The sequence below is a fragment of the Salinadaptatus halalkaliphilus genome (assembly GCF_006543045.1).
In the GTDB taxonomy this organism is placed as follows: Archaea; Halobacteriota; Halobacteria; order Halobacteriales; family Natrialbaceae; genus Salinadaptatus; species Salinadaptatus halalkaliphilus.
Genome location: NZ_RBZW01000032.1, coordinates 94,634 through 117,596, shown reverse-complemented (window position 1 = coordinate 117,596; position 22,963 = coordinate 94,634). Strand labels below are relative to the sequence as shown.

General features: G+C 56.6%; 25 protein-coding genes and 2 pseudogenes. 12 read left to right on the top strand and 15 right to left on the bottom strand.

Translation table 11 applies throughout. The features are described 5' to 3' along the window. Nucleotides 1-125: 125 nt before the first annotated feature. Nucleotides 126-395, bottom strand: coding sequence for a DUF7571 family protein (locus D8Y22_RS22860; protein ID WP_141465105.1), 270 nt, complete (start codon nucleotides 393-395; stop codon nucleotides 126-128). Between the two features lie 176 nt (nucleotides 396-571). Here D8Y22_RS22860 and D8Y22_RS12860 point away from each other — a divergent pair, with 176 nt between their 5' ends. Together D8Y22_RS12860 and D8Y22_RS12855 are read left to right on the top strand one after the other, a co-directional pair. Continuing rightward, entirely contained in the window at nucleotides 572-778 is a 207-nt protein-coding gene (locus tag D8Y22_RS12860; RefSeq protein WP_011323528.1) for a cold-shock protein, read from the top strand. A gap of 308 nt (nucleotides 779-1,086) precedes the next feature. Beyond that, complete coding sequence (locus D8Y22_RS12855; RefSeq protein WP_141465104.1) at nucleotides 1,087-1,413, top strand: TRAM domain-containing protein; 327 nt, start codon at nucleotides 1,087-1,089, stop codon at nucleotides 1,411-1,413. A gap of 1,012 nt (nucleotides 1,414-2,425) precedes the next feature. On the opposite strand, the gene D8Y22_RS12850 is transcribed toward D8Y22_RS12855, so the two are convergent. The 3 genes from D8Y22_RS12850 to D8Y22_RS12840 form a co-directional block, all read right to left on the bottom strand. Further along, nucleotides 2,426-3,217 carry an IclR family transcriptional regulator gene (locus tag D8Y22_RS12850; RefSeq protein ID WP_141465103.1) on the bottom strand — a complete coding sequence of 264 codons (792 nt, stop codon included), beginning with the start codon at nucleotides 3,215-3,217 and terminating at the stop codon, nucleotides 2,426-2,428. A gap of 268 nt (nucleotides 3,218-3,485) precedes the next feature. Continuing rightward, a complete protein-coding gene (locus D8Y22_RS12845) occupies nucleotides 3,486-5,438 on the bottom strand; it encodes a TRAP transporter permease (protein WP_174811849.1) in 1,953 nt (650 codons plus the stop codon). 28 nt (nucleotides 5,439-5,466) lie between these two features. Beyond that, on the bottom strand, nucleotides 5,467-6,483 hold the full coding sequence (locus D8Y22_RS12840) for a TAXI family TRAP transporter solute-binding subunit (RefSeq protein WP_141465102.1): 1,017 nt from the start codon (nucleotides 6,481-6,483) through the stop codon (nucleotides 5,467-5,469). A 1,625-nt stretch (nucleotides 6,484-8,108) separates the two neighbouring features. On the opposite strand from D8Y22_RS12840, the gene D8Y22_RS12835 reads away from it, so the two are divergent. Together D8Y22_RS12835 and D8Y22_RS12830 are read left to right on the top strand one after the other, a co-directional pair. Beyond that, nucleotides 8,109-8,576, top strand: a complete 468-nt coding sequence (locus D8Y22_RS12835; protein ID WP_141465101.1) for a cupin domain-containing protein — start codon at nucleotides 8,109-8,111, stop codon at nucleotides 8,574-8,576. Nucleotides 8,577-9,018: 442 nt separating this feature from the next. After that, on the top strand, nucleotides 9,019-9,345 hold the full coding sequence (locus D8Y22_RS12830) for a type IV pilin (protein WP_449421055.1): 327 nt from the start codon (nucleotides 9,019-9,021) through the stop codon (nucleotides 9,343-9,345). Between the two features lie 536 nt (nucleotides 9,346-9,881). Here the strand turns inward: D8Y22_RS12830 and D8Y22_RS12825 are convergent. Continuing rightward, nucleotides 9,882-10,337 carry a hypothetical protein gene (locus tag D8Y22_RS12825; protein WP_141465100.1) on the bottom strand — a complete coding sequence of 152 codons (456 nt, stop codon included), beginning with the start codon at nucleotides 10,335-10,337 and terminating at the stop codon, nucleotides 9,882-9,884. Nucleotides 10,338-10,792: 455 nt separating this feature from the next. Here D8Y22_RS12825 and D8Y22_RS12820 point away from each other — a divergent pair, with 455 nt between their 5' ends. From D8Y22_RS12820 to D8Y22_RS12805, 4 genes and pseudogenes are all read left to right on the top strand, one after another. Beyond that, entirely contained in the window at nucleotides 10,793-11,587 is a 795-nt protein-coding gene (locus D8Y22_RS12820) for a DUF7344 domain-containing protein (RefSeq protein ID WP_174811848.1), read from the top strand. A gap of 667 nt (nucleotides 11,588-12,254) precedes the next feature. Then, nucleotides 12,255-13,178: pseudogene (locus D8Y22_RS12815) on the top strand (helix-turn-helix domain-containing protein). Continuing rightward, nucleotides 13,175-13,690, top strand: a pseudogene (locus tag D8Y22_RS12810) (DUF6036 family nucleotidyltransferase); the annotation flags it as partial. The pseudogenes D8Y22_RS12815 and D8Y22_RS12810, both read left to right, overlap by 4 nt. 228 nt (nucleotides 13,691-13,918) lie before the next feature. Beyond that, nucleotides 13,919-14,110 (top strand): hypothetical protein, encoded by a 192-nt coding sequence (locus tag D8Y22_RS12805; protein WP_141465098.1) that lies wholly within the window; start codon nucleotides 13,919-13,921, stop codon nucleotides 14,108-14,110. A gap of 84 nt (nucleotides 14,111-14,194) precedes the next feature. Here the strand turns inward: D8Y22_RS12805 and D8Y22_RS12800 are convergent, their stop codons facing one another. The 4 genes from D8Y22_RS12800 to D8Y22_RS12785 all read right to left on the bottom strand — a co-directional run bounded on the left by D8Y22_RS12800 (nucleotide 14,195) and on the right by D8Y22_RS12785 (nucleotide 16,432). Further along, nucleotides 14,195-14,470, bottom strand: a complete 276-nt coding sequence (locus D8Y22_RS12800; RefSeq protein WP_246084430.1) for a DUF7563 family protein — start codon at nucleotides 14,468-14,470, stop codon at nucleotides 14,195-14,197. Nucleotides 14,471-14,784: 314 nt separating this feature from the next. Then, nucleotides 14,785-15,957 (bottom strand): tyrosine-type recombinase/integrase, encoded by a 1,173-nt coding sequence (locus D8Y22_RS12795; protein WP_141465097.1) that lies wholly within the window; start codon nucleotides 15,955-15,957, stop codon nucleotides 14,785-14,787. Next, nucleotides 15,954-16,193, bottom strand: coding sequence for a hypothetical protein (locus tag D8Y22_RS12790; protein ID WP_141465096.1), 240 nt, complete (start codon nucleotides 16,191-16,193; stop codon nucleotides 15,954-15,956). The genes D8Y22_RS12795 and D8Y22_RS12790 overlap by 4 nt, the downstream gene beginning before the upstream one ends. 50 nt (nucleotides 16,194-16,243) lie before the next feature. Beyond that, entirely contained in the window at nucleotides 16,244-16,432 is a 189-nt protein-coding gene (locus tag D8Y22_RS12785; RefSeq protein ID WP_141465095.1) for a hypothetical protein, read from the bottom strand. 707 nt (nucleotides 16,433-17,139) lie between these two features. On the opposite strand from D8Y22_RS12785, the gene D8Y22_RS12780 reads away from it, so the two are divergent. The 3 genes from D8Y22_RS12780 (at nucleotide 17,140) to D8Y22_RS12770 (ending at nucleotide 18,020) form a co-directional block, all read left to right on the top strand. Next, nucleotides 17,140-17,400, top strand: coding sequence for a hypothetical protein (locus D8Y22_RS12780; protein ID WP_141465094.1), 261 nt, complete (start codon nucleotides 17,140-17,142; stop codon nucleotides 17,398-17,400). Nucleotides 17,401-17,495: 95 nt separating this feature from the next. Next, nucleotides 17,496-17,771 (top strand): type II toxin-antitoxin system HicB family antitoxin, encoded by a 276-nt coding sequence (locus D8Y22_RS12775; RefSeq protein ID WP_141465093.1) that lies wholly within the window; start codon nucleotides 17,496-17,498, stop codon nucleotides 17,769-17,771. Nucleotides 17,772-17,774: 3 nt separating this feature from the next. Continuing rightward, nucleotides 17,775-18,020: a type II toxin-antitoxin system HicA family toxin gene (locus D8Y22_RS12770; protein WP_141465092.1), complete on the top strand. Its 246-nt coding sequence runs from the start codon at nucleotides 17,775-17,777 to the stop codon at nucleotides 18,018-18,020. 2 nt (nucleotides 18,021-18,022) lie between these two features. Here the strand turns inward: D8Y22_RS12770 and D8Y22_RS12765 are convergent, their stop codons facing one another. From D8Y22_RS12765 to D8Y22_RS12750, 4 genes are all read right to left on the bottom strand, one after another. Continuing rightward, nucleotides 18,023-18,310 (bottom strand): hypothetical protein, encoded by a 288-nt coding sequence (locus D8Y22_RS12765; protein ID WP_246084429.1) that lies wholly within the window; start codon nucleotides 18,308-18,310, stop codon nucleotides 18,023-18,025. A 141-nt stretch (nucleotides 18,311-18,451) separates the two neighbouring features. Continuing rightward, nucleotides 18,452-19,465 (bottom strand): Cdc6/Cdc18 family protein, encoded by a 1,014-nt coding sequence (locus D8Y22_RS12760; protein WP_141465091.1) that lies wholly within the window; start codon nucleotides 19,463-19,465, stop codon nucleotides 18,452-18,454. An 82-nt stretch (nucleotides 19,466-19,547) separates the two neighbouring features. Next, complete coding sequence (locus D8Y22_RS12755) at nucleotides 19,548-20,135, bottom strand: tyrosine-type recombinase/integrase (RefSeq protein ID WP_141465090.1); 588 nt, start codon at nucleotides 20,133-20,135, stop codon at nucleotides 19,548-19,550. A gap of 944 nt (nucleotides 20,136-21,079) precedes the next feature. Continuing rightward, nucleotides 21,080-21,262: an AbrB/MazE/SpoVT family DNA-binding domain-containing protein gene (locus tag D8Y22_RS12750; protein ID WP_141465089.1), complete on the bottom strand. Its 183-nt coding sequence runs from the start codon at nucleotides 21,260-21,262 to the stop codon at nucleotides 21,080-21,082. A 107-nt stretch (nucleotides 21,263-21,369) separates the two neighbouring features. Here D8Y22_RS12750 and D8Y22_RS23540 point away from each other — a divergent pair, with 107 nt between their 5' ends. After that, nucleotides 21,370-21,519 (top strand): DUF7563 family protein, encoded by a 150-nt coding sequence (locus D8Y22_RS23540; RefSeq protein ID WP_449421054.1) that lies wholly within the window; start codon nucleotides 21,370-21,372, stop codon nucleotides 21,517-21,519. Here D8Y22_RS23540 and D8Y22_RS12745 read toward each other — a convergent pair whose 3' ends face one another. Together D8Y22_RS12745 and D8Y22_RS12740 are read right to left on the bottom strand one after the other, a co-directional pair. Beyond that, complete coding sequence (locus tag D8Y22_RS12745) at nucleotides 21,520-22,062, bottom strand: homing endonuclease associated repeat-containing protein (RefSeq protein ID WP_141465088.1); 543 nt, start codon at nucleotides 22,060-22,062, stop codon at nucleotides 21,520-21,522. Beyond that, complete coding sequence (locus D8Y22_RS12740) at nucleotides 22,063-22,857, bottom strand: hypothetical protein (RefSeq protein ID WP_141465087.1); 795 nt, start codon at nucleotides 22,855-22,857, stop codon at nucleotides 22,063-22,065. Nucleotides 22,858-22,963 lie beyond the last annotated feature (106 nt).

Here is a 22,963-nt window from a genome sequence, read left to right as displayed (position 1 = left end):
GAGAATCGTATCCGATGTCTGCTGCCTGTTCATATCGCGTCCGTTGAACGCTTCCTACGAGAGAGTACCGAAATCAGCCCGGGCTAAACACATACACGAAAATATTGTTCGAGAGCGACTCGCGTTCAGGTGGACACGTGGCCACGCGTCCAGCCGGGATCGTGGCCAGTGCAGTCTATGAGATCGGAGCGACACGCCGGACAGTAGTCAGGGGTGACGGATTCGTTTCGAGGAACGTACACCGCGCCGCTACACTTCACGCATGCATCCGCGACGATGGTCGCACAGTCCGCACAAATGTTGAAGTCGTCAGCCGTGAGTTCGCGCAGAGGTTCGAGTTGTTTATCGAGGAGATACTCGTCGATGTCCGTCTGGCAGCTCTGGCACGGTTTCATGGCGATGCATGTCTTACCTCGTGACCGCCCGGTAAATACCTGGGTCTCCGGAACCGAACGCACTGCCCAAATCCGAACGAGCTGTACGCACATCCATCCGTCCGTTTTCGATCAGGAGCCGCGGTACCGCGACTCGCGGAAGTGTTATCCGTGTTCTGGCCGTACGCTTGTTTGTAATGGCAAACGGAAAGGTTGATTTCTTCAACGACACTGGCGGTTACGGTTTCATTTCGACTGACGACGGCGATCTCGACGACGACGAAGACGTTTTCTTCCACATGGAGGATGTAGGCGGGGAGGACCTGACGGAAGGGACTGAGGTCGAGTTCGACATTGAGTCCTCACCGAAGGGGCCTCGCGCCGCGAACGTCGTCCGACTATAATACCGAGGCACACTCGTCGCTTACAGCGACAACCAACACCCTCGATTTTTCAGACGATCACCCGTTGCAGCTGAGGCTATCTGTCCGATCCAGAAACACCGACACTGAGAACGTTGCGGGACCGACACGCGCTCTGTATTCATCAGTGTAAATCTGTCACCCTCTGAATAGCACTAGCGCAATACTATGGACTATTCTGCTACTCTTTCAGTTGGTTCGGAATATCGGGGACGAACGCCCACGATGTAGTCGTGAGCGGATGTCACCATAGCGCTACACTTTTAGGAAGCAGTGGCATCGATGGCGGTGTGGGACGCTACCAGCCAGGACAACACGACTCGTTTATCAAGTGCGACGAACCGCGATGCGGTGCGAGCAACGCCCCGGAAGGATCCCCGGAGTACGATGCTGATTGCTGGCGTTGCGGGGAGTCCCTTGGTGGAAAACCCGAGCCCGGCGATCGGGTAACTGTCGACATCGTCGACGAGCAAGCCGACGGGACGCTCGTCTGCAAGACCGACAGCGGATTCGTCCTTTTTCTCGAGGCGGATATCGCGGCGATCGAAGCCACCGTCCGTGTCACGTCGGTCGACGAGACCTACGGGGAGGCAGAGCTCGTCGACGCTGGACCGTAGGTCGCGGCGGCTGGGTCGAGCCGAGCAACTCGCGAAACGAACTGCATCTCCTCGATTGCACCAACCTGGCCGATAGAGCAATTCCCCGACCAGGCCGACGAGGCTCCGAACTCGACGCCACCGAATTCGAAGCGACGAATTGCGTCGATACGATCGTCGAGAACCGCGAGGTCACAATCCACGACGCCGTTTCCGGTCGACGGTCGTAACCGCAGTATCGTGGAAGCGGCCACGATTGTCGATCGCTCCGAACGGGTTTTCATCACGATGTCGCCGACAATAATTTACAACAACTACAATATGGTGGATTCAGGAGCCAACGATCTTCCCGGTCTATGTTATCATCGGTAGATCGTCAGTGCCCACAATATATGACAATATAAATAGTGTATTGACTATATATCGACAATAAGGTATATTCAGTAGTGGACGATCTTGTCAGAGCGGCCGTGGTTTGTGATTCCAAACAATCGCTCGAGGGAGTGTTCGCCAGGTGATCGAGATATTTCCAAACGGTCGGAATCGGCCCTGCAAAGTCGTTCGAATCGATCGGAGTGCGTTCCAAACGTCGACTGTACGGATCCAGTAACGGACTCGATTCGACCTCGCAGTCTCGGCTTCGGACGCCATTATACTAACACTTGAACTATTCACACACTACTCGTCCGGATATCGTCCGGCCAGGTATGCGGTGATTTGGAGGGTACTATAGATAGGGCAGACCGAGTTACTGGACGAGGCGGCGATTTCGATTGATCGGTTCGAATTACGATATATATGCTACTCTATATGAAATTATTTCGTATATTTGTGGCCACCAATCGGTAAGTCCCCGTCACTTGTCCTCAGATGCCAGCCTCGTACGTCTATCGAAACCACGTCAAGATTGCAAATAGATTGCAATATGGCTGCAGAGTTCCACACCGTCTCGTGTATCGGTTTCGGACGAGTTATTTCCCTCGGATGTCTCGCTGTCGGCTCACGTGCGCTGATCGCGGAGATCGGTCGTCGGTCAGGAGTAGGTCAGGTTCAACTCGAGTTCGTTGACAGCACTCTGCATGAAGTCGGGAATCTCGTCTTCGAACCACTCACCGCGCATTCGATGGCTCGGACCGGCGACCGCGAACGCCCCGAGAACGTTACCGTCGGGGCCCGTGAGTGGAACGCCGACGGCGTGCAATCCATCCGTACTTTCGTCGCGATTGAACGCGTAGCCGCGGCTCCGGATCGCCTCGAGTTCGTCGAACAGCCGCGATTCGTTCGTTATCGTCGACTCGGTTGCTGCCGGCAGTCCGTGTCGATCGATAATCTCTCGAACCCGCCGTTCGGGGACGTTTGCCAGCACGGCCTTCCCACCAGCGATCTGATGCATGTAGAATCGCTTCCCGAGCCGAGCGCGGCTACACACACCTTGCGTGCCTACTTCCCGTTTCAAGACGATCGATCGGCCTCGAGACTCGGTCGAAAACTGAACCGTTTCCCCCGTCAGTTCTGCGAGTTCTCTGATTTTCGGTTCGATGTGGGAGATGCCCCTGAACTGGTGTAACGCGTAGCCGCCGACATCTAAAAACTGCGGTCCGATGTGGTAGCTCCCGTCGTCTTTACGGACGTAGTCGTGCTCGAGCAACGTTACCAGATGCTTGTGCGCCGTCCCCTTCGAAACGCCGATAGCCGACGCGAGCTCCGAGACGCCTGCTCCGTCCTGGCGTTTCAACTCCTCGATTATCTCGAGTGACCTTTCGACACTTTGTATCCGCGGCGTCGTCGATTCGACGCGTCGGTCGTCACTTACACGTTTGGCCATCATCCGCTGTATGTACTGCAACGCCAAAAGGTTCACTACAGCGAAACGGATGGCGCGTTCGTTTCGGCGATTGCAACAGATCCTCGCTCGTGGGGCCGAAGGCCTGCGGTGGCCGACGGCGCCCTCGGATTCCCGCTGGGAAGCCGGTCGTCGCCGACAGCGAAGAAAACGTTGGAACGAGTGGGTTCTCATACGGACGACGGTACGTCGGTACCGGCGCGACCGCGATCGTCCTGCGATCGCCCGGTAAAACGGTACGCAGACCCCCTCAATCGGACGTTGGCGCAGATGTTCGTCTCCAGGCCGATGTCTGAGCGAGATACAACACCGTTCCGAGCGCGAGCGCGCCCACTTGCACCAGTCGAACTGGCGCGACCATCGCGATCGTTCCAAGCGCGACGAAGACGACTCTGATACCGGCGTTCGTGGCGCGCCCGGTGGCGAATGCGCGCTCGTAGTAGTTCAGCCCGTGGATGATATAGACCGCGCCAAGCAGCGCCAGTGCACCCGAGAACATCGTTGCAGTCGTGAATCCGCCGACGACGATTTCGGGGTTGTAGACGAACGCGAACGGCAACACGTACAGCGGTGCAGCCAGCTTGATCGCCTCGAGACACGTGGTCCAGAAGTTAGACTCGGCGATACCGGCTGTCACCACGACGGCGATCGCGATTGGTGGTGTAATACCCGAGAGAATCGCCGCATAGAGGACGAAGTAGTGTGCTGCCAGATCCGGGATTGCGAACTCGGTGATCAGCGTCGGCGCGATGAGCAAGGCGACGAGCGAGTAGGCCGCAACCGTCGGCATCCCCAACCCGAGCAGGATACAGATGACCATCGCGAGGACGACGGCGACGACCATGACGCCCCCGGAGAGATCCATAAGCATGAGCGAGAGAATGCCGGGAATACCGGTCGAGACCAGCACGTCGACGATACCGTTGACGGCTGCGATAATGATCGCGATCGGCGCGAGGATGACGGCTCCGTACCGGAAGCCTTCGACGGTCTCGACGGCTTTCGTCTTGAGAGTGCCTGCCACTGTCTGAGAGTCACGCAGTGTGGCCGAGACGACGGGCACACCCACACCGAAGGCGATCATCGTGATGACGGTATAGAGCGCGGACGTCATGACTGTCCACTGGAGCACGCCCAACAACACGATGAGGACGACCAGCGGCACGGCAAACGTAAACCCCTCGACGAGCAGTTGCGATTGCGATTTCACCTCGTCGACGTGGTCCGTAACGTCGAGATCCGATTCGCCACTCTGTGCGATCCACGTGTAGTGAACGCCCGCAGCGACAGAGAGGAAAAAGATAGCCGCCGGTACGAGTCCGGCGATGACGACATCGATATACGCGATGCCGAGCAACGATGCCATCACGAACGCAGCGGCACCCATGACCGGCGGCATAATCTGGCCGCCAGTCGATGCGACGGACTCGACACCGCCTGCCGTTTCAGATTTCAATCCACTACTTTTCATCAGCGGGATCGTAAACGACCCCGTCATCGCGGCATTCGCCGTTTGCGACCCGTTGATCGACCCGATAACCAGACTCGCGACGACGGCCGACTGGGCGACGCCGGACTTGACGAGCGTCGCCGTTCTGAACGCTGCACGGATAATCAAATCGAACGCACCGTAGGCTTTCAGTAGGCCCGCATAGAGCAGAAACAGTGCGACCCAGGCAGCGATGATCTCCGATAGCTCGCCGTAGAAGCCGTTGATCTCGAGCACCATGATGTTCAGAATTCGCGTCGTGGAGAACCCGCCGTGAACCAGAACGCCCGGGAAATAGTTCCCGAAGTAGCCGTACACGATCGCAAACAGCAACACGGACACGAACGCGAGCCCGAACGATCGGTAGGTGAGATAGATCATTCCGATCGTAAAGACCGCCGCCAACGCCTCCTCGTAGTACAGCGCGTAACCCACTCGAGTCGTGACGAGCGTGTTGTAGTTGCCGTACAGATAGACCGTCGTGACGATCGTGACGACGGCAAGCACCGACAAACCGGCCATCTGAAGCAACTGTCGATCGTCCGCCTCGAGTTCGGTGTACTCGTGAAGGAGATAGACGAGCACCGAGAGTCCAACGAACGCGATCGTATACTGTGCGCGGGGTAGCCACTGGAACCACGCGTAGGCGACGACCCACGCCCAGAACGCAACCGTCAGAACGGTCAATGCGAACCGCGATGATTTGATGTCCATAAGGAGTCCTCAGTACGGGAACCGCCGGTTAGTCACCCCGGGTAAGCGAATCGTCCCACGCACCTTGCTCTTCGAAGAAATCGGCTGCTCCAGGATGGACCGGGACGTCTTCCATGAAGCCACCGGTCATGTTGTCGAGGTCGGAGTGATCGAGGTACGCTGGCTGTGCATCGCGAGCGTCCTCCCAGTGTTCGTGACTGAGTTCCGCGATGTCGTAGACGATGTCAGCCTCGAGATCCTCCGAGAAGAAAAACTGGAAGGTCTCCTGCCACGAGAAGACCGAGTCCGCCCCGAGATCCTGATCGTAGCCGTAGACGTCGATATCCAACGTATTGACGCCATCAGTCTGTGCTGCGCCCTCGCGGAACGTCTCGGTCGCTTCGACGGCGTACAGATCCGAACGAGCGTCGACCTCGGTCGCCCAACCGGGCAGGTTGATGCCGTTGGCACCGTACGAGACCAGCGCATCCACGTCGCCCTCGTCGATCCGACCCGCGATGTCACCAGTGTCGGCGTCGATCGAGTTCTCCTCGAGTTCGTCGTGAATACCGATACTCTGGTGGACGGTGTCGGTCAGTTGTCGAAGGCCCCATCCAGGCGGCAGCATCCAGACACTGACATCGTCGTCAAGCAGGTCGTCAGTCGTTTCGATTCCCGAGCCGTCCAGTGCAAGCCAGTGGAGGTCGAGGGCCCCGATCTGGAACCCCTGATACGCGATCCCATCGACCGGATCTTCGCCGAACGGCTCGGTATCGGTCAGTGCGTTCGTCGAGATGAAATTGCTCGCGGAGTAACCGTCGATCTCGTCGTTATTGTAGAGACGAACGCTCGCCGGATCGCCACCCGTATCTTCGACGTCGAGTCGAAGCTCCTCCGCCTTATCCTGGGCGACCGCCTGCAGCGCCTGCGTCGTTTGTCCCGTCGTCGACGAGTCGCCAGGGACACCGATCGATACTGCTTGTACGTCGCCGCTGAGACAGCCAGCTAGAGCGGCGACGCTTACACCACCGGATACTTTGAGGAATGATCGTCGGTCAATAGACATTGTAGCCACACCCCACAGTAGGGAAAACCCCTCAAATAAGCATTGCCATTTAGACGCTCGGCGACCGTAGCGATCGGCGCAATGTGCTCGACCAATGATACTAGCTCACGGCGGGAACAAGTTCCAAGATACTTCTCTAGAGGCCATCTAAGTCCATTATTTTTCACAACCGCGCTGAGGAATGGCGTACATTCTGAGGAAACAATACTGTCCCACTCGCTAGCTGCGTTTCGCTTTGTGATACGTTTTAAATAGCGGTTCGGGAAGCGAAACAGCGTCGGGCTCGAATTCTCAACACTCCAGACAAGGACGCAAAACCGTCGACAGTACTATCGGCGATCGTCTTTTCGCAAAGAGTATGATGAAGAGCGGTGGTAGCTATGGCTTCCAGTGAAAAGAAGCCGATCGCGGAGAGGCACTGTTCTCTCTCTTTATCTGACTGTTAGACTGTCTAACGACCTCTCGGCCATCGTAAAGCCAATTCCAATCCAAACTCAAGAAGATCTTTGGAGAAACCAGATACAAACAATATATATCACGACTGTTCTAGCTGGTACTATACACACATACTAATGTAAACCGTGGGCGCGATCGGCAGATCGAAACCGCTATTCATTCGTTGTCACCGGCAGACGGTTTGGGTGACGCCCCCTGCAACGGTGTTTCGAGTGGCGAAACAAAGGCCTGCTACATGAGATCGACGAAAGACGAAGACACCCGACATCCGAGCGGAATAGACGCCATAGTAGATGGATACTGTGTCTCGGCGTTGTCTCGAAAACGCTACTCGTGACCAGCGTGGCGATATCCGTTTCGACAGACGAAATAACTCTCGAGCTCTCGAGAGTGAACGACGATCGATATCGACGACGTCCGGCCGCTGTGGGTACGACATCGAAAAGATCTTTCGTCAGGTTGTAACCAAGAGAACTATTTCAACCGACGGTTATCGTAATATTACTTCTCAAGGCGATCGGCGTTTCCAACCGTTCCCAATCCACTGTTTATTCTACTTGTATTCTTGTACGAAGGGGGACTACTCATCCACGACTCGGACCGATACCCACTAGTAATATTGTATAAATAGAACATGTATTGTGGCAAAGTACCCCATACACATCAACAATTGGTTATGCAGAACCCATACTGACACTTTATGAATTCTAGAATATGTCGGTGAGATTTGGTAGAGGACAGAGAGATAATACAAATAGAATTTTATTGTAGAACATATGTGTATGAATTATATATTGGGGGTCGAGAATATCGCCGAAAGGTGCTAGACACCCTCGGCATAGATGTGAAGACTATTTCCAATATAGTACAATCTAATTACCGAGGCGTTCCTGCTCGACATACCGATGAACGAATTTCCAGCGTACCGGTAGTACCGAGCTGGTCACCGACACCGAGCCGATGGAACCGACCACGAATCGTCGACAGATGGTCGAACCGACCCGGACAGCGATACTATAGTAACAACTGCAACGATTTACACACTGATCGCACAGCCGTCGCGCGATCAGGTGTGCATTGAATTGCAGTGGCTACTATAGCCACTGAACCGCAATCGTCCCGTGTTCACAATAGACACTGTTATGCATCTCGACCCGTACGCTATTCCCATGGAACAGGTCCGTCTCAGTGACGTCGACACGTGGATGAGTCCAGCACGGAACAAACGGTCGCTCTCCAATGCACTGGGGGCAGAGAATCTCGCGATGAATCACTACGTTCTCGATCCCGGCGAGAGTTTCGGGTTTGGCTATCACCGCCACGGCGATCAGGAGGAAATTTTCTACGTCCTCGAGGGAACGGCGACATTCGAGACGGAGACGGGTGACGTGGCGGTCAGCGAACAAGAGGCCATCCGATTTGCGCCCGGCGAGTGGCAACGTGGACGCAACGAGACGGATGGCCGAGTCGTTGCACTTGCACTCGGTGCCCCAGCTGATAGCGACGATATCGACATTCGTCGTTCGTGTCCAGACTGCGGGAATCGCCAGTCCGTTCGCATCGAACCGACGGCTGATCGAGACGCACTCGTCGCGATCTGTGAGAGTTGTGGTGCAGAGACAGTACGACACGCTTGATAGTCATTGCACTTCGAGAGACAGTCTGCTCGAGAATTTCGTATAGCTATGTCTGCTTTGATACTGGTCCCCTGGCGAGAATCGGTGGTAGGCTTTGGTGGGGCGACTCCTTCCCGTTGGAGTGTCGACGCAACCGTCATTAGATACGACTATTATCGCAGTCAAACGGACCGTTCAATTTCATTTGTATTAGACAGTACCTAACAACGAATTATATATTCTCAGCCGCTCTGAGTACGAGTAGCGCCACGAGCGAAGATTGGGAGGGCGGTGGGTAACAAACGCTCCAGTCGGCTACCACGCAATCGGTAGTACCCCCTACACCTCTTTTCGACCGGTAGCAGGTGCTGCTGATGAACTAATGCACACAACACGTAATCGTACCACACTAACCGAGACCGACGACGAACGAGCGGTATCGCCTGTTATTGGTGTTATCTTGATGGTTGCTATCACAGTGATACTGGCTGCTGTTATCGCCGCGTTCGTGATGGACATGGGTAACATGAACGAGTCAGCAAACGCTGGCATCGATTTCAGCGTATCAGGAGACACTGTCACTGTGCAGGTGATTAGCGAGGGCAATACCGATGCAATCTACGTCGAATACGACGACGGGACCGATGTAGAACCCATTGCTCCGGACGGTAGTCACGCCCGAAACCCGTGGACAGTAGGCGATTCAGCCGAGATTGCAGCCCCGGAATCGATCACCGTCTACGGTGAACTTGGTGGCGACGAGCAGGTTATCGCCAACTGGAACGAATAACGAATCCAATGACACTGCACGACGAACACGATCCCGACGTGTTCTGGACGATTCTGGCCGGTAACGATCTCGATGTCTCGAGTGATCGCGTTCGTCGCGCCCAGGAGCGATCGAGGATATTCGCGCCGAGTACGGCCACGAGTTCGTCGAACGGGCGGCCGAGGAGTGTCACCGTGAGCGTCGGCCAGCTCCCGAACCGCTCGAGCCGGTGCAGTTCGAACGGGACGCACAAACTGACTGGTTCACGCTACCGAACCCGCAACCAGATCCCGTGCCTGGCGTCGATCGACCGGCTGACACTGGTTTGTTCGTCACCCGGGACCGTGGTCCTACCAATGTGGGACGAGGAGACGAGACCGGGCGGTTTTGGCCGAACGGTTCGCTGTTTTGATCTCGAGAACACACTGGTTACGATCGGTTGCGTACCCCAATATTAAGTACAGAAAAGAAAGTCACTGAACCAATATGCGGTCGTAGTCGTATTTACAAGATATATAGTTATATTTCCTGAATAATTGGAAGAAGAGAAGGCACCGTTAGGAGCTTTGTGTGACCGAGCGATACTGTGCGATTGCACCACCAGCTAGACCCGTTATCGGAATAGTGATCAAAGAGGCCGCACCTGTGAACAAGAAAGCGAATACGGCCAGTATTGGTTGGTCAGTGAAGAGGAGGGACAGCGGAAGAAACCCTAGTCCATACCCGGCAACCGCGGTAATACACAACCAGACAGCGAACCGACCATATGCAGCAGGAATGTCCGCTCGATTTGCCCACCAGTATCCGGTAACGAAGACGCCGATTGTAGCCGCCAACGCGAGCAGAGATAGTACACTCATGAGGAGGCCAATCGCGTCGATAGAGAGTTCGAATTCCGTGATCAGTTGCGCCTCTACGAGATCGGCAGTGGTCGCGTCCAGACCGCCGCGAAGAAAACCCGCTACCGTAGCGAACGCGATCACGACAACGAATTGCGGACTGTCCCTGCTCATGAAATGTCAAACGTAAAACCGTGCTATATATCTATTCCTGCAATTCACAGACGCGTCGTGTATCCACAAATTTCTGCCTACAGTCTACTAATCGAAGGTTTCAGCGTGATGGATCCTCATATATACTGCCCTATTATTTAATATTTCACCGTGGAACAAATGGGGCCGCCGTGCTGGATTCATTCTCGACATGTTGCACGCTATTTTTGCCAGCTACTCGGTAGTTCGGTCAGAGTCTGCTGAATCCATAGCGCGACTGTGGCACAAAAGCTGGCTTGATTTGCGATGATGATTCACAGTCCAGGACGTCTACATTCCAAATAGCTCGCGCTGTTACAGTCGTGAAAAACCGTCTTTCCCGGCAGAGTATCTTTAATATCTCAGCTAAAGGACTGCTTGACATTGTGCCTGTAGTTTGAGAAAAGACTATGATTGCCATCCGTCAATCTCTTTCCATGGGAGTTAATGATACACAGGGCAGGTTGAAGGTTCGATATGACCCCGCATCTTGGCTTATAACCGCTATTGGTGTGGTATTGGGCATTGCTGGACTCATGTACCTCGTCACCCACCCGGAACCGCTGGTAGTCTGGATGACTGAACTGGCGCTCGTCGGCGGCCCAGCAGCGGCGATTGTGTATGGCGGCTACTGGCTCGCGGCACATCAACTGCCAGATGGGGACGGATGGAATATCGCGAAGTGGTGTCTCGTCGGAACGAGCGTCGCAGCGTTGCTCCTACTCGGCTATGTCAGTGCCGAACAGTTCGGTGGTGAGGCCGTAATCAACCCCGAATTGCTCGTCATTCTCGGGGCACTGAGCGGAGGAGTTGTGTCGTTGTTTGGGACGATCTCGAACGAACGCCAGCATCTGGATATTGCTCTTGATACCGGGGATAAGAAGCGATTAGCCAAAGAAGGGATTGACCCATTTTCCGACGACGCTCAGGCATTTGCCACCCTAGCAACGGATACGCGATCATGGTACGTAATTCGTGCAGTTACATTAGCAGAGGAGCCCCTCGGCGCTGAAACAATCGCTAACCAGATTGCGACGAGAGAAGAAACCGATACTCAAGAGGTGTACATCGATCTAATCCATCACCGCCTTCCGAAACTGGCAGGTGAAGGGCTGATCCACTATGAACCCGATGTAAACGTCATATGGCCCGGTGATAGACTTCCCGCTGTGGTAACCGCGAGTGAAGAACTCTCGGTCGCAGGGGAACAGTTTACGACTTCCGAACAATAACAGATGTCGGTTTCTCCAATTCAGTTCGCATCTGCAGTGAACGTCTTTCCCAGTGTTCTTTTCACGACCCACCTTACGTCGAGGGCACATACATTTTAGCCCAGAACGGGCGCTCGCGATGCGTAGAGCGCCCGCAGGCCCGGAATGGTTGGTCACGAGCGAAGCGAGGCGCGACCACCGGGAGCGCCTCGAGGCGAACGGTGAACGGAGTGAGTCGTGAGCAAGCGGAGGGCGGAACCGGCGAGTGGGGCGAGCCGTAACAACGAACCTGTTCAACCGGGCTCGACGCTCATACTGTTGGACAGAACTATTCAACGATCGGTCGCAGTACTGCGGCCGTCACCGTAAGGACGGCCGCGAATTCGCGACCGACGTTTTACTGACTTCTGTCCGACAGTATCAGTGACCCAGCCGGTCTCCTGGTGGACTCAGAAAGGGTGAGGCCATCTCGGTCATCCCCCGACTCCGTAAGCACCGCAGGCAAGAGGAGCGCAGCGGCGTTCTCGTGAGCGCAGCGAACGAGAGCCAGCGAGACGCAGTCTCGCGCGGTCGCGGGATGTCGAGCGGCCGAGGGCTTTCACTCTGTACGTTCCTGTCTCGACTGAGCCAGCTGGGTGTTGCAAAATACCGAAGTCATTTATATATAGGTTCGCTTGTATGCAACAATATGCTCACAGAAGGTGAGGTTCGCGCCCTTACTGCCCTCCACGGTGAGCAGACGGTCTCTGAACTCGCAACGAATCTTGATCGGAGTCTCAGCTACACCCCCGAACTCGTTGAACGGCTCGAAATAGCTGGCCTCGTCGAGGCACGCCGACAGGGGAAAACAAAGCGGGTTCGACTGTCGGACGCAAAGACACTCGAGTTACTCACGGACCTCACGTAGCAGTATTCACACATCGACTGGCCGGAGCTGTTGTCAGGGGCTGCCCTCCGTGTTTGTTACTCCCTTGATACTCCACAGACTGTGACCGATCTCGCACGTCACGCTCACGTCCACAGAAGCACCGTCCACCGTGCGCTTCCCCCGCTTCAGCATCGCGGAACCGTCTACCAGACCGACGACGGTGCGTACGCACTGAATGACGGCTTCGAACAGCTGAGTGCATTCGCTCGTGAGCTTGCCCACCACGTCCACCGCCAGACTGTCCAAGAGCAGGCCGACACGTACACGATCCTCTGGGAATCCCTCGACGAGTTCCTTGTTCAGACAACGACTGAGATCACCGAGGAGCACTTCATTCTGACAGGGCCAGACCAATTCCAGCGATTTGGCCTCCCACTCTTGGCACGTGACCGTCGATACTACCTTTACTCGGAGACGACGAATGAGTTCCCTCCGGAGATGTTGTGCTGCCACATGCTCCTTATCGATTCGGGCGCACGGGCTCAGTCATACTGTCTGCTCTTGCTCAGTCACGTCGACATCGACCGCGACGTGCTCCGAGTCCAAGCCACCAAGTACAGCGTCGACGACCTCGTCGACGAGCTTTGCACGTATCTCGACACCAGTGGTGACCAGCGGACGGCTCGCCTTCCCGAGTGGGAGGACTTGCAGGAACTGGCTGAAGAGTACGAGGTGACGTTGTGAGGGCGCGATTCGATAGCTCATACATTCGCTCAGAGCTCGAGCGCATTGGCCAGCAGCTTGACAACCCGCTCACCGTCTTCTTGATTGGCGGTGGGTCGATGGCGTTTCGCGGACTTAAAGAGACGACCAAAGATATCGACCTCATCGTCTCCTCCGGTGACGATCTGAGTCAGCTACAAGCGGTGCTCCTTGAGCTAGGATACGATATCGTCCGGGAACCGGACGAAGAGTACGAAAAACTCGGTGCCCAGCGCATCCTCGAGAACGATGATGGATGTCGCATCGACATCTTCAACCAGCAGGTGATCGGTAAACTGATTCTGTCCCCAGGCATTCGTGAGCGGAGCGAACGGTATCTCGATCCTGGGAATCTCGTGGTCGATCTCGTGAGTCCAGAAGACATCTTCCTGTTCAAAGCGGTCGCTGGTCGAGTGGACGATATCGAGGATATGTTCTCGTTGATGCAGACCGGCCTCGAGATCGCGGTCGGGATGGTCGATCTCGGAACTCAAGGTCGGCCACCTCCCCCAGCCAGTCGATCGATCTGGGCCTGTCTCGCGCACTCTCGAGACCACATGTCGATTTTGATGCACCCGTAGACGACTAGCGGGATCAGCAGGAGCCTGAACATCCTACTTCTCCTCCGTACCGGGTTCGCGACCAGTACCCGTGCGTAGTGAACGGGACAGCACCTGTTCGGAAGGGGTACAGCCATATTCGATCCCGTGGTATTCCACCGTATGCGTAAGTTCGAACTCCATGCTGACGATACCGGGACGGTCGAACTCGTCTGCGAACGTACCGATAGAGATGCATCCGCTCCGCGCGTCCGGTCGTTCGCGGGACGTGACGAGTTCGGGCTGCTCGTCGACGATCTGACGCCTGGCGAACGGGTGACACTGTTCGTCGACGACGCAATAACCGAGGAGTAGATTTGACCTGATTTCCAACTCGGGAAACGCTCGTAGACGATCAGTCCCGCCGCTACAGTTCTCGCTCACTGTCGCTCACCCCCGTCAGTCGCTACCGCTGGACCATCGGAAGGTCGCCTGGACGTGGGCCGGAAAGTCCTCGTAACACTCGTTGAACCGAGATGGGTTCTCGAGCGGGTCAGCGATCGAAATGTCTTGCCCTGCAGCGCTCCCATCGGTCAGACGCGTGTAGGTGTCGCAGTCGGGACAGCGATGGGCGCGATCGTCACCATCGCCGTAGCCACGTCGGAACTGCGGGGTGACGTGTGATCCACAGCAGAGACACTTCGATAGGTCGCTGCTGTTCTCGAGACGGATCATGGCCGACACACCCGGTCGTCTTTCGCGGCGCACTGCTGGCCTGTATCTTCGATTTCGAAGCCACAGAACCGGCAGTTGTGCACCGCCGGAGGGAGGTCCTCAGCGTCGACGCTCATGCGGACCACCTCCTACTTAAACGACGGGTTTGTTCCACCCGGATTTGGGCTGTAGTTTGGGGCTACAGGCGCTCAGCGTGCAGTAATACCGATCCGAGTTGATTTCGAGTGGGACCGCTGAGGTTCTAGTCAGGAATCCGGCGTACTCCATTGTGCGTGACAGCGTCGGGTTCGCGATCGTTTCTATCTGTTTTAGTATCATTCTGAACCACCTGAGTTGTCGTCGAGCTTGTCGAGATGATGCCGTCTCCCAGCACCCCGAACCAGCTTCTCGGGCTGGTCGTAGACGCTTTTGATCAGTTCCTCGCCAGCGTTGGCCTTGTCCGACAGATCGGAGATCGGCCAGCCCTGGTCGCGATGCCACGTGATCGACCCGGTCCGGAGCTTGTGCGGACTTCGGGAACTCGGACACTTTGACCCATGGCCGTGTTCTCGAGCCTCGCAGGTCTCGGGATCGCGGTCGTGAGGACAGTCGCCGCCGAACTCGCAGGGCTGCGTGTAGACATAGATCCAGTTACGCATCGAGGATTTTGCGAGCCGCCTGTTGCCCTTCCGCGTCGTCAACAGCGGTTTGCGACCATGCTCGTCGGTCTGATCGGCTCGATTCACGTCGATGTAGTCACGGATCGTCTCAGCAACCCAGTCGGCGATGTTGATCACTCGCTCGCCGAGATCGCCGTTCTTCAATCGCGTTCCAGTTTCCGGACGGTTCCGTGGGAAGATGAACGGCAGCTGGGCTTCCTCGAGTATGTCGTCGACGACATCGGCCGAGTACCCACTCTCTCTGAGGTACAGCCGCAACCGTTCGCGATCGCCGTCGTCCAGGTAGACATCCTCGAGATCGAGCGCGTAGATCGTCCCGATGCGAGCGGTCGTCCGCCAGAGCAACAGAAATAGGACGTGCTCGCGTGAGGCGTACTGAAACCGCTCCATCTGGTCAATAATCGTCTGGGATCGCTCTGCAACCAGCTTCTCAGTGTTCACGCGATCCTCTTTGGTGAGGTCCGGGACATCAAGCGAGAGCAACACCTCTTCGCTGATCGCGTCGATGTCCTCGCAGTAACTCAAGAACTGCTTGAGCGTCCCAAACTGGTTGTTGATCGTTTGTCGCTGCAATCCGGACGCCCGTCGTTCGGCTTCGAACTCCTTGATTTTGCGCGATGTGAGCTGATCGAGCGTGGTAATATTCTCGTCGCAAAACTCGAGGAACGGTTTGATCCGGTACTCGTAACTCTGCAGTGTTGACTCGGCTCGATCGAGTTGCTGCATCCAGAGGTCGAACGCCTCTTGAGGATCAGTCGGCTCGAGGTCGGCAGACTCATCGAGTCGGTCGGCGAGCTTGTCGACGATCTCGTCTACATCATCGCTCATGTTTCCGGCTCGCCCTCCGTACCGGACTCGCGTTCACTTCCCGTCTGTAGTGTGCGGCTTTTCCCTCCGTCAGCGACCGTAACTAACTTCTCCTCGGGTCGGGCGAAACGCTCCTCGTCCCAGTGTGGTCCATCGGTCATCCGGTCGCGGCACGACTCGCAGACGTACGGGTGGAGGTCGCCGTGGTCGAGATCATCCTGCTCGGGGTCCAGAACTCGGGAGAAATCCTCCCCCATCCAGTAGGCGAACTCGGACTCTCGGCCACACAAGCGATCGGTACACTCCGTCACGGCGATTCACCTCCGATTCTATCCGGATCAGCCGCCCGTATCTCGTGGCCGCAGCGCCGACACACGTAGATGTGCGCGCCGTAGTAATCGCGCGTCCCGGCAGGCCCGACGTAATCGCAGTCGTCGGCCGGGCACTCGTACTCGTCGCCGGATCGTTCAGTATCGTCGCTGTAGTGTTCGCTCATGTGTCTGAGTTCTCCTTGTTCTCGGCCATGTACTCGTCCCAGGCTTCGTGGTGATGTTCTCGGTAGAGGCGGTTTCCGTTCGGACCAGTCATCAGCCGGATGCGATCGTGTTTCAGCCATCTCAATGGCCGCTCTTCCCGACATCGAACGCATTTGATTCGGCTTCCAACGAGCGGCATTGTCCTACTTGTCCCCCGTACCGGCCATTCGCTTCCCGAATCGAATTAGGTACGCGAGGGCAGCACTACCGGCGATCGCGACGACGCACCCCCACAACAGGAGTGCGACCGGTTCGGCCATGTCTCACTTGCCCTCCGTAGCGGTCTCGGCGACCGGTCGGGTGAATCGGATGTCGAATCCCGCGAGTCGATCGCTGGTCCGTTTGGTAGTAAGAGCCGATGCTTCCGTCCGTTCGGGAGTTTCAAGGCCCCCGGATTCATTGCCTGTCATGGCTTGCGTACCTCAGCTACGCGAGCCGCGCGGACCCGGTGCCCAAACACCGGACCGCATTTCTGTAACGGACCGTGACAGTCAGGTCCGCGTGAAACTCGCGCTGACACACAGTCTATACTGAAGTATCTTATAATCTTCGCAGATGCAAAGCTCAATAGTTGGTTATGCGCATACGGTACTTTTCTATTGTGCAAATGCGCAGGAACTATGTCAAATGGCGTGGATTGATACGCAAACCGCTCCCCTACCGTATTATGCGGGAGCGGGCACAATGGATGAAGCCAACTGATGATGCAATCCTCGAGTACGTTCGAGACGCTCGAGAAGTTCCGCCCGCAGTAATTGGTAGAAACATTGATTCCCATCCGAATTACGTTGGACAGAGATGCCGAATCCTTTCTGAAAATGGACTTCTGAACCGAGCTGAAGATGGTTATTACTCTCTGACGGAACTTGGAAAGCGATATTTGGATGAAGAAATTGATCCCGATGAACTCGAGATCGACGAAGACTGACCCCCTCACGCATCGATCCCCTCGAGCCAACCGAGAATTGATGTGCTCGGTGTGGAGCGAACCCTTATCACTGCCTTTCCCCTACGTGAACGTATATGGCGAGTGCGAGCCGAAACGAGCGAGACGAAGGCGTCGAATTCTATTACGAGAGCGACGGCACCGTCACCGCGAAAGACCTCGAGACGGGGCTGGCCCGAGGCGGTGAGACACGCGCGGAAGCGCTCGCACAGCTCGCAGAAGTGATCGAACTCCACGAGGGTGGCGGCGAGTCGATCGACGATCCCGATGCGTTCCTCGAGGAGGAACTGGGGATCGATCCGGACGAGATCGAGGAAGTGCCGCCCGAAGACCACCCCGAATTCATGAAGTAACGGATGGTAAGGACGACGTTTTCCGGCCGGGAAGTAGTGAAAGTTCTGCGGTCGATGGGCTACAAGCCGGTCAGTCGACACGGAAGCCACGTCCGTCTCCGATACGAACACCCGGAGACAGGCGAAGTTCGGCTGGTGGATGTCCCCCAACACGACGAGATCGCGATTGGGACGCTCCGTTCGATCGCCGATCAGTGTGGGGCCGATGACTTCTACGATTGGTGCCGGTGGATCGACGAGAACCGTTGAGTTCACGCTTCGACCCCCTCAAGTCCGATGCGCTGCAACGTCGGTTCGATCCAGGTCGGCAGCACGTCCACATCGATTCGACTCCCGATTTCGTTCAGCGCCATCACCAGGACAGCCACGTTCTCTTGGACGGCGAACACCCACCGACGCCCGCCGTCTACCTCGACATCGATCCGACGCTTGTTCTGCGGTGAGCCCGTAATCTCGATCTCGACCTCACGGCCGTCCTCGAGTTCGGTCTTCAACCGCGGTTCGTCGGGGCCGCTCCTGTCACCAATTCTGACGGACATGATTCGATGATCGTCTGAATATGGGATAAGAGTCGACCGGCGATGGGCAGAAGTCGACCCAAAACGCTCAGCGGCATCGAAAACCGGTCAGAGAAAGGCTCTATTGCGGTGGGCAGAAGATGGGCAGAATGGGCAGAAGTCTCAAATCTCGGTGACGGCGTAGGTCTTCCCGCGGCCGTTCCCTGATGACGTAATCAGCCCGTAGTTGTTCTCGAGAGCGTTCAGATACCGCCCACGCGACGTATCCCCTCGCGGGTTCTGTGCGCGCTGTTCGTAGGTCTCTCGCAGCTCGACTGACGAAATCTTCCCAGCACGCTCGATGATATCGTAGAGGAGTCGCTTGTGTGTCCCCAACTCGTCGATCAGGTCTTGGCGCTTCTCCTCGCGTGCACCAGTCTCAACAGAGTCTACGTCGCCGGCCGTAATCTCAGACTGCTCGTTGTGGTACGCCCGCATGGTGGCCCGGCGTAGGAGGATGATCGCTTCCCGAGCGTCACCAGCTGCCTTGTTACAGATGTACTCGACGACATATTCGTCGATCACGCCGGGCTTCAACCCCGCGCGGATCCGCGCCCAGATGATGTCCTCGAGCTCAGTATGACTGTACCGCCGTAGCGGGAGCATCTCGCAGTGCTGGAACCGAGATTTGACCCGCCCATCAAATCGCGGATCGCTGAAAAAGTCGTTCTCGTCGATCGTGATCATGATCAGCGTCACGTTCTCGATCTCCGACAGCGCGATCAGCGTGGTCTCGTCGTCGATCACGTCGACCTCATCGATGATCGCGACGATGTGCTCGTCGGTATCCCGAAGGCTCTCGATGTAGCGACCCGACTCGATCCCGCCTTTCGGGATGTGCTTACCGAGGCCCGCGTCGTCGACGAGACTTCGTAACACGCCGCTTTTCGAGGACGCAGACATACAGTTGTGGTAGGCTTCACGAACACCGAACGCCTCCGTCTGGAGCTTCCGAACGACGAACTTCGCGAGCGTAGTCTTCCCGGTACCGCTCGGACCGAAAATGAACGAATGCTCACCTGAGAGCCCGTGTGTGATCGGTTTGAGTTCACCGACAAGTTGGTCGATCTGCCCCTCTCGATGCTCGAGGTCCTGCGGAACGTGGCGCGTCTCGAGCGCTCGAGCGTCCTTGATCATAACCTGTCGTCAGTAGCGACTGTCTATAAATCGGATCCGTCCGGAGTGAAAGTGAAGCTACAAAACCCGAGACATTTGTTTTTCAAAGCCACGCCACTTTGCCGCGCTCTCGCTGCTGCGCTTCCGGACTAAACGAGCCTCGGTAGTGCTCGAGGAAGGTCTCGAGATCGTTCCACCCGCCCCAGTCACAGACCAGTAGCGGATCGACATCCTCACTCGCAAGCGCGGTCGCCCAGGTCCGACGGAGATCGTGAAAGCCGAGGTGATCCCACCCGGCGTTGCCAGTCTCGTCGTACAGCTCGTCTGCAACCGATCGAACCCAGCGACGCAACGAGCGCGTCGACGAGATCTCGACGAGCGATGCGCTCGAGGGATCGTCTCGATAGCCGTCGACCGTCTCGATCGTCGTCGCCAGGTCGGGTGGGACGGGCGTCTCACGGAATTTGTCGCCTTTCCCGTGCCACACTCGGAGCATCGTCCCGGCGTCGGTGTCGACGATATTCTCCGGTGCAACGTCAAGTACTTCGTGCGATCGGAGTCCGCAATGCGCTCCGAGCGCGAATGCGATTCGTTGCTGTGGACTACCGGCCGCCTCGAGCAACTGGTCAACTTCGGCCTGGCTGAGCCAGACCTTCATGTCGTCTCGGTTCTCGTGCTGTTGGAGATTCATAACCGGAAAGCGAGTTACGCGGACACTCTCGCAGAAACATACTAGTCTTTTCGGTCGTTCACACCCGATTTCCGGTGTGTCCGTGCGGCGATCGCGACGGTCGGCGTCCGACTTTAGAGGAACTCTCGGACGGGCGAGCGGTAGCTGCCAATGTATCTGACAGACACCGATACCGATACCGTTAGATAATTTCTATTAGTTCTCATAACTTATATTGTCATCCCACATTTTACGGAGGAATATGGCGGACCTCAGTAATCAGTGTAAAGACCATCTTGAGTCGGCGTTGGAGATAAATGAAGCATCTGAGAAAGATTTCCATATTCGACAAGTGCTACAAGCGGATGCTATCGAGGATTTTCCTGATGAACCAACGGCGCAATAATCATCACCCATACTAATCGAGATATTTACGTCCAACTTCGGGGGGAGGTTCTCGGAGAGCCGACCCGAACACGTAGAGCGGGAGTGCGTACAGACTGGTGAGTCAGACATACATACGATACGATAGCCAATGGATTTATTTAGACAAATGGATATATCCAGATAGCGGGGAGCGGCGGTCTGTCGTTGCCATGCGGCTTCGCCACACGGGACATCACCTTTCCCCGCTACGAACTCATCACCGCATCCGATCGTAGCCGGCTGACAGGGGGTATGGTCTCACCCAGGGACCATGTCACAGCCGGCATACGTATTCACACCCACGCAGAGTTGTAGCTTTCCAATCATTTATGTGGGAGAACTACTAACAGGCAATCGGCGGGGGATGGGGGAGTTCGTCAATAGCCTTTGGCCGCTCTCGTGACCCCCGCTGCACGATCACTGTCCGCTTTGCCTCTCATACAGCAAGCGGAGAACACTGCCCCTCATTCAGTGTTCTCGAGTTGGTCTATACCTGTCTGAGAACCCTCTCTATCATCGAACAGAAGATTCTCGAGCAGTCACCGACACGGATTTTTGAGGCGTGCAACCCCATCGCCTTCATCGCACTGCCACAACACCGGCTCGCCCGCTTCGAGCCCGAGTTCTTTGGCGATCGGCTTCGGGATGGTCGTCGACACGGTATCGTCGGCCTCCCGTCCCTGAACCGTCGTCGTATTCGCGTAGGTTTCGTGGATCGACATGAACGCTCCCTCAAGCCTGTCCCTGTTAAATCTATCTTCTATGAAGTCGGTAGATAGGACCTTCATAGATTCGTGATAATTAGGCACGCTACCGCTGGCGTGCTGGTATGGATCGTTGCATAACCTGTGGATCGCCAGTCTCACGCCAGTACGTCCGCGTCTGTGGCAACAACCAGGGCAACGTCGACGAGTGTCCGAACTGTTCAGGGCGGACATCTGACTCGCATCTCCAACACACGGCCCCGCCGCGTCTGTAACTATGAATCGGTCGCGACGCCTGCGACCTCGAGTGCCTCCTCCCACGTTCCCCACCGAGTGAGATACGGCGATGCTGAGTACTCGCCGCGATCGTTCATTTCGGCTTTCGACGGCGGCCGACCCAACTCGAGCGCCAACTCCTGCACAGCATCGATCAGCGCGTCTGCGTCGACGCGCCGGCCGGGACGAACGTCGTCGGCCTCGAGCCCGGCTTGGTCGCGGGCGTCGAACCACGAGTCAAAACGGCCGTAGTAGGTCGACGGATCGTAGTTCCCGTGTTCCTCAACGTCCTCGATACGGACTGGGTGGCCGTGTTCGTCGGCAATCCGCCGGAGATCCGCGAGTAGGTCGTCCTCTGAGACGTACTCGTGATTCGGCTCGAGCCCAGCGGCCTCGAGTGCCCCGTTCCACGAGTCCCACCGATTGTAGTACGGCGTTGAGGAATGCGGGCCATCCTCGTTCATTTCGGGACGCGTCGGCGTCTTGCCCAGCTCGGCGGCAAATTCGCGTAGATCTTCGAGATACTGTTCGTCGGTCGGCATTTAGACCTCGATACCCAGGCCGGCAACAAATTCCTTATCGATGCTAATCGAATCCTCGTGGATCTCAGTGTCGGCGCCGAGCCACGAAAAGAAGTGTGCGAGGCTCTTTCGATAGGCGTCGGTCCGATTCTGGTGTTCGATCACCCACCGATCGGTGAACCCCCAGTACTCGCTCCGCAAGTCGAGATACGTGCGAGCGAAGGCGCGACGGCGCTCCACAGAGACGGTCCCGAGATAGGTCGGGACGCTTGTCGGCCGTTCGTCGTCGGTTGGTGCCTCGAGACAGGTAAGGAGACGGCCCAAGACAGCGCCGTCGTCACGAACCGTGCGTTCGGTACTTCGGTGGGCGTCATCGGTTCGGTGTTCCATCGATTCGACGCCGAGGGCATCGAGTAAGTGCTCGAGGCGATCGCGATCGTCGTCACCATCAACGCGGTAGTACGGGCTGTAGGTGTCTGCCTTGATCGTCCCCTGGGCGAGCGCCCAGGCGACGAGTCGGTTGAATGGGTCGAACACGTCGCTTGCTTCGGTAAGTGGAATCCAGCCGTGGCCTTCGGCCGTTTGAATGCCACGAACTGGGTGGGGGATTGCGCCGTCATCGATCCACGGCCGAACACGGCCACGCGGGAGATCGAGACTCGCGGCGACCTTGCCGGCACTCGCGTTCGGATTCCGCCCGGTGTACTCGAGGACCCGTTGGTAATCCTCAACCGCAGTCCACGGATCGTCGTAGGCCTCCCCCTGGTAGGTACGGGCGAGGTCGATCGGTGAAACCAGCGTATCCGGGTCGTTCACAGTCATTCCACTATGTGGACATCGTATACGTGTTTCCGTCCGATAGGACTGGATGAAACCGACAGACAGCGACGCTTCAAGGGGGTGCTGTACCGATCCAACAAGG

Excerpts from the sequence above, each read along its gene's own strand:
- D8Y22_RS22860 (WP_141465105.1), bottom strand. The coding sequence starts at position 395 with ATGAAACCGTGCCAGAGCTGCCAGACGGACATCGACGAGTATCTCCTC.
- D8Y22_RS12860 (WP_011323528.1), top strand. The coding sequence starts at position 572 with ATGGCAAACGGAAAGGTTGATTTCTTCAACGACACTGGCGGTTACGGT.
- D8Y22_RS12850 (WP_141465103.1), bottom strand. The coding sequence starts at position 3,217 with ATGGCCAAACGTGTAAGTGACGACCGACGCGTCGAATCGACGACGCCG.
- D8Y22_RS12845 (WP_174811849.1), bottom strand. The coding sequence starts at position 5,438 with ATGGACATCAAATCATCGCGGTTCGCATTGACCGTTCTGACGGTTGCG.
- D8Y22_RS12840 (WP_141465102.1), bottom strand. The coding sequence starts at position 6,483 with ATGTCTATTGACCGACGATCATTCCTCAAAGTATCCGGTGGTGTAAGC.
- D8Y22_RS12835 (WP_141465101.1), top strand. The coding sequence starts at position 8,109 with ATGGAACAGGTCCGTCTCAGTGACGTCGACACGTGGATGAGTCCAGCA.
- D8Y22_RS12830 (WP_449421055.1), top strand. The coding sequence starts at position 9,019 with ATGGTTGCTATCACAGTGATACTGGCTGCTGTTATCGCCGCGTTCGTG.
- D8Y22_RS12825 (WP_141465100.1), bottom strand. The coding sequence starts at position 10,337 with ATGAGCAGGGACAGTCCGCAATTCGTTGTCGTGATCGCGTTCGCTACG.
- D8Y22_RS12820 (WP_174811848.1), top strand. The coding sequence starts at position 10,793 with ATGGGAGTTAATGATACACAGGGCAGGTTGAAGGTTCGATATGACCCC.
- D8Y22_RS12805 (WP_141465098.1), top strand. The coding sequence starts at position 13,919 with ATGCGTAAGTTCGAACTCCATGCTGACGATACCGGGACGGTCGAACTC.
- D8Y22_RS12800 (WP_246084430.1), bottom strand. The coding sequence starts at position 14,470 with ATGATCCGTCTCGAGAACAGCAGCGACCTATCGAAGTGTCTCTGCTGT.
- D8Y22_RS12795 (WP_141465097.1), bottom strand. The coding sequence starts at position 15,957 with ATGAGCGATGATGTAGACGAGATCGTCGACAAGCTCGCCGACCGACTC.
- D8Y22_RS12790 (WP_141465096.1), bottom strand. The coding sequence starts at position 16,193 with ATGGGGGAGGATTTCTCCCGAGTTCTGGACCCCGAGCAGGATGATCTC.
- D8Y22_RS12785 (WP_141465095.1), bottom strand. The coding sequence starts at position 16,432 with ATGAGCGAACACTACAGCGACGATACTGAACGATCCGGCGACGAGTAC.
- D8Y22_RS12780 (WP_141465094.1), top strand. The coding sequence starts at position 17,140 with ATGCGGGAGCGGGCACAATGGATGAAGCCAACTGATGATGCAATCCTC.
- D8Y22_RS12775 (WP_141465093.1), top strand. The coding sequence starts at position 17,496 with ATGGCGAGTGCGAGCCGAAACGAGCGAGACGAAGGCGTCGAATTCTAT.
- D8Y22_RS12770 (WP_141465092.1), top strand. The coding sequence starts at position 17,775 with ATGGTAAGGACGACGTTTTCCGGCCGGGAAGTAGTGAAAGTTCTGCGG.
- D8Y22_RS12765 (WP_246084429.1), bottom strand. The coding sequence starts at position 18,310 with ATGTCCGTCAGAATTGGTGACAGGAGCGGCCCCGACGAACCGCGGTTG.
- D8Y22_RS12760 (WP_141465091.1), bottom strand. The coding sequence starts at position 19,465 with ATGATCAAGGACGCTCGAGCGCTCGAGACGCGCCACGTTCCGCAGGAC.
- D8Y22_RS12755 (WP_141465090.1), bottom strand. The coding sequence starts at position 20,135 with ATGAATCTCCAACAGCACGAGAACCGAGACGACATGAAGGTCTGGCTC.
- D8Y22_RS12750 (WP_141465089.1), bottom strand. The coding sequence starts at position 21,262 with ATGTCGATCCACGAAACCTACGCGAATACGACGACGGTTCAGGGACGG.
- D8Y22_RS23540 (WP_449421054.1), top strand. The coding sequence starts at position 21,370 with ATGGATCGTTGCATAACCTGTGGATCGCCAGTCTCACGCCAGTACGTC.
- D8Y22_RS12745 (WP_141465088.1), bottom strand. The coding sequence starts at position 22,062 with ATGCCGACCGACGAACAGTATCTCGAAGATCTACGCGAATTTGCCGCC.